This window comes from Loktanella salsilacus, assembly GCF_900114485.1.
Taxonomy (GTDB): Bacteria; Pseudomonadota; Alphaproteobacteria; order Rhodobacterales; family Rhodobacteraceae; genus Loktanella; species Loktanella salsilacus.
This window is the reverse complement of sequence record NZ_FOTF01000062.1, coordinates 1-3458: the sequence shown is the minus strand read 5'-3', so window position 1 is coordinate 3458 and position 3458 is coordinate 1. Positions and strand designations below refer to the sequence as shown.

The following is a 3458-nucleotide window of genomic DNA, read 5'->3' as shown; positions in this document are numbered from 1 at the left end:
GAAATCAAGCACGGTATTGCCGCCAATGATGGTCCCATGCAGGAACAGGACGTCGCCGGGGATCAAGTTGCCGTCCCACAGATCAGATTCAAGGTTCACGCGGTCCTCTGCCGTGTTGAAGTCAAGGATGCGGTCAGCGCCGGTGGTGAAGATAAAGGTGTCTTGGCCAAGCCCACCTGCAAGGATGTCGTTGCCGCGCTGTCCGTCCAAGGTATCGTTGCCGCCGCCGCCATAAAGCCAGTCGCCGTCATAGCCGCCCGTCAGGGTGTCGTTATTATAGCCGCCAAACAGGCTGTCCTGCCCGGCCCCGCCATCCAGTTGGTCGTGGCCACCGCCGCCTGATAGCAGGTCGGCGTCCCAACCGCCGAACAGTTGATCGTTGCCATTGCCGCCATACAGCGTGTCCGTGCCGTAAAATCCGGTCAGGGTGTCATTGTTGTCTTGGCCGGACAAAAAGTCATTGCCCCAGCCGCCGTCCAGCGTGTCGTGACCGCTGCCGCCCAGCAACACATCGTGGCCGCCTCCGCCGAACAGGACGTCGTTGGCCCAGCCACCGTCCAAGCGATCGTTGCCATTGCCCCCCGTCAGCACATCGAGGTCGGAGCCGCCGAATATCTGGTCATTGCCGTTTTCGCCGTCCAGCCGGTCGCGGCCCGCCCCGCCGTAAAGCAGGTCGTTGTCGTTGCCGCCGCGGAGGGTGTCGGCGTCGTTGCCGCCGTCCAGCAGGTCAGCGCCGGCACCGCCATACAGCACATCCGTGCCCGCACCGCCAAAGATACGGTCGTTGTGATCGCCGCCGTCCAGCAGGTCGTTGCCAAGGTCACCTATCAGTATGTCTTGTCCCGCGCCGCCATAAAGGCGGTCCGCGTCGTATCCGCCGTCAAGGCGGTCGTGGCCGTTATCGCCGGTCAGCACATCACGTCCTGCGCCGCCAAACAGCGTATCGTTGCTATCGCCGCCAGACATCCAGTCGTTGCCCTGATCGCCTGTGAGCGTATCAACATCGCCGCCGCCTGCCATGCGGTCATCGCCTGCGCCGCCGAACATAACGTCGCGGCCGTTGCCGCCGATCAGGCTGTCGTTTCCGCTGCCGCCCAGTAGCACATTCGCACCTGCGCCGCCTTCCATGATGTCGCGGCCTGCGCCGCCCAGCATCACATCGTTGCCGTTGTTGCCGAACAGGCGGTCATCGCCGTCGCCGCCTTCCATCCGGTCATTTCCGCCGCGCCCGACCAGTACGTCATTGCCGCCGCCGCCGAACAGTTGGTCGCCGAGGCCTCCGCCATAGAGCAGATCATCGCCGGGTTGGCCGAAGAGTTTGTTGAAGCCATCGGTGCCGATCAGGCGGTCGTTGCCAAGGTGACCAAGCAGCAGGTCATTGCCGCTTCCGCCCACCAGCACGTCGTCGCCAGTAAAACCATTGAGCGTATCGTTGCCCGCGCGCCCGATCAGCACATCCTGGCCAGAGCCGCCGACGAGCACGTCATTGCCGTCTTCGCCGTCAAGGCGGTCGTCGCCTGCGTGGCCGACCATGACGTCATTGCCGCCGCCGCCCAGCAGCTGATCGCTGCCGCCAAAGCCGTCGATCCGGTCGTCCCCGGCGCGGCCGAACAGTTTGTCATTACCATCTGTGCCGCGCATCCCGTCACGGGTCATAGATCCAAACGCGACCCGTCCGGTCGCGGGCTGCAATTGATGCCGCAAAAAGTTGAGCCCGCCGATCTGCACAGTGCCAGCCAAGCTAGGGGCACCTTCAACGGTGGCACCGGTATTCGGCACGCTTGCCGTACCGGTCGTGGGGCCGGCCCCGGTGTCAGTCCGCGTGGGCAGGGCGGGGGTGCCCCAGACGGGACCCGCAAAGCCCGGCAGGATGACTTGCGGAATGCGTGCGCCGCCCATCAGATCGTCAGTTGTCAAAGTGCGGTGATCAATCGTGGTGCCGGTGCTGGAATGAACGACCAACACTTCGTCGCCATAGGTGATGGTAAAGCCGGTGGCCGTCATGGCCATAGTCAGCTGATCACGGGATCGCAGCATTGGCCAAGCGGACAGATCAATGTGGTCAACCCCGACCTCGAAATCCATGATCGTGTCGCGATCCCCGTCCGACGCCAGCACAAAGATGTCGGCCCCGGCACCACCGGTCATCACATCAATACCGCCGCCGTCGCGGATAATGTCGTCGCCCTGTCCGCCCGTCAGGCGATCGTTTCCAATTCCGCCGATAACGATATCACCGCCGGTCCCGCCGACCAGCGTGTCACCACTGGCAGCGGCAATCAGCGTTTGCCCAGGCGCGCCGATGTCATAGCGCAGGCGGGTGATGCCGTCCTCTGATGCGGAGGTCACGAAGATATCAAGGCTGTCGCCATTGCCGCGGGCGACGATGGCCGAGACGTTGTCGAGGGTCATATCGGTTGTGTCGGCAAGGGTGGCGCGGGTCACCAGCTGGCCGTCGGGCAGCATCTGCAGCACGGTGATACCGTCATCGCCGCCGCCTGCGATGACATAGACGGCGCCTTCGTGGCTGACGACCTCGAGCGCTGTCACATCGCCAAAGCGGGTGTCGCGGGTATCGAGGAGGTGATCGACGATGGTGAGGGAGCCGTCAGATTCCACGCGCAGGACCGACAGGCTGTCGGTGCCGGCGCTGGCCAGGACCAGAAAGCTGCGCCCGCCGGTGGTGGCGCTGACCAAGGCGGTCGGGTTGGACACCCAAAGCCCGTCGTCATTGCCCATGCCCGCGACGTGGCGCAGGCTGCCGTTATTGGCGATGGACCAAGCGCTGACGCCGTTTTCGGATGCAGAAGCGGTGTAAAGATAGGTGGTGCCGCCCGCCGTGGCGGTGGCCGTGCCGGTGATCGTGGCGGCATAGGTGTTGCCAAAGTCAGAAAACAGCCGCTTGAAGACGACATTGCCCGCGTTGTCCAAGATGATCTGCGCCAGCCCGTCTTGGCCGGCCAGCCCGCCATAGACAACGTGATGGCCGTTGCTGAGCGTGACGGTGCTGGTGTGCTGCACGGTGCCGTAGATGTTCATCGTATCGGGCAGGTCGGTGCCGCCGGGCAGGGTGCCCGTGTTGGCCGGATCGCGCAGCACCAGCCCACCGGATGTGCCACCCCCCGTCAGCAGTTGCGTGCCGCCGTTCAAGTCCAGCGCGGTGATCCAGCCGATATCGCCGGGGCGCAGGCTGCCTTCGTGATCTTGGGTGTCGCGCAGGGACAGGCCATTGCCGCTGATGGTCCAGCTTTCCAGCGTACCGTCATAGCGGGATGTGGCGTAAAGCTGGCCGTCCACGATGGCCAGATCGCTGATATGAGAGACATCCGCTGCCTGCGTGCGCACTGCGCTTGTCACCCGTGTCAACTCGCCCATGATCTGCCCCTTGCCGTCTGTGTGCGTCTTGGGGGCAGATGTGCAGGGGCGGGGTGGTTGCGAAGCGGCGCAATCTGGGCGGG

General features: G+C 64.3%; 1 protein-coding gene. It reads right to left on the bottom strand.

The genetic code is table 11. From position 1 onward, the window contains the following. A partial coding sequence (locus tag BM131_RS20710) for a calcium-binding protein (RefSeq protein WP_139222740.1) occupies window positions 1-3375 on the bottom strand: 3375 nt, incomplete at its 3' end. Window positions 3376-3458 lie beyond the last annotated feature (83 nt).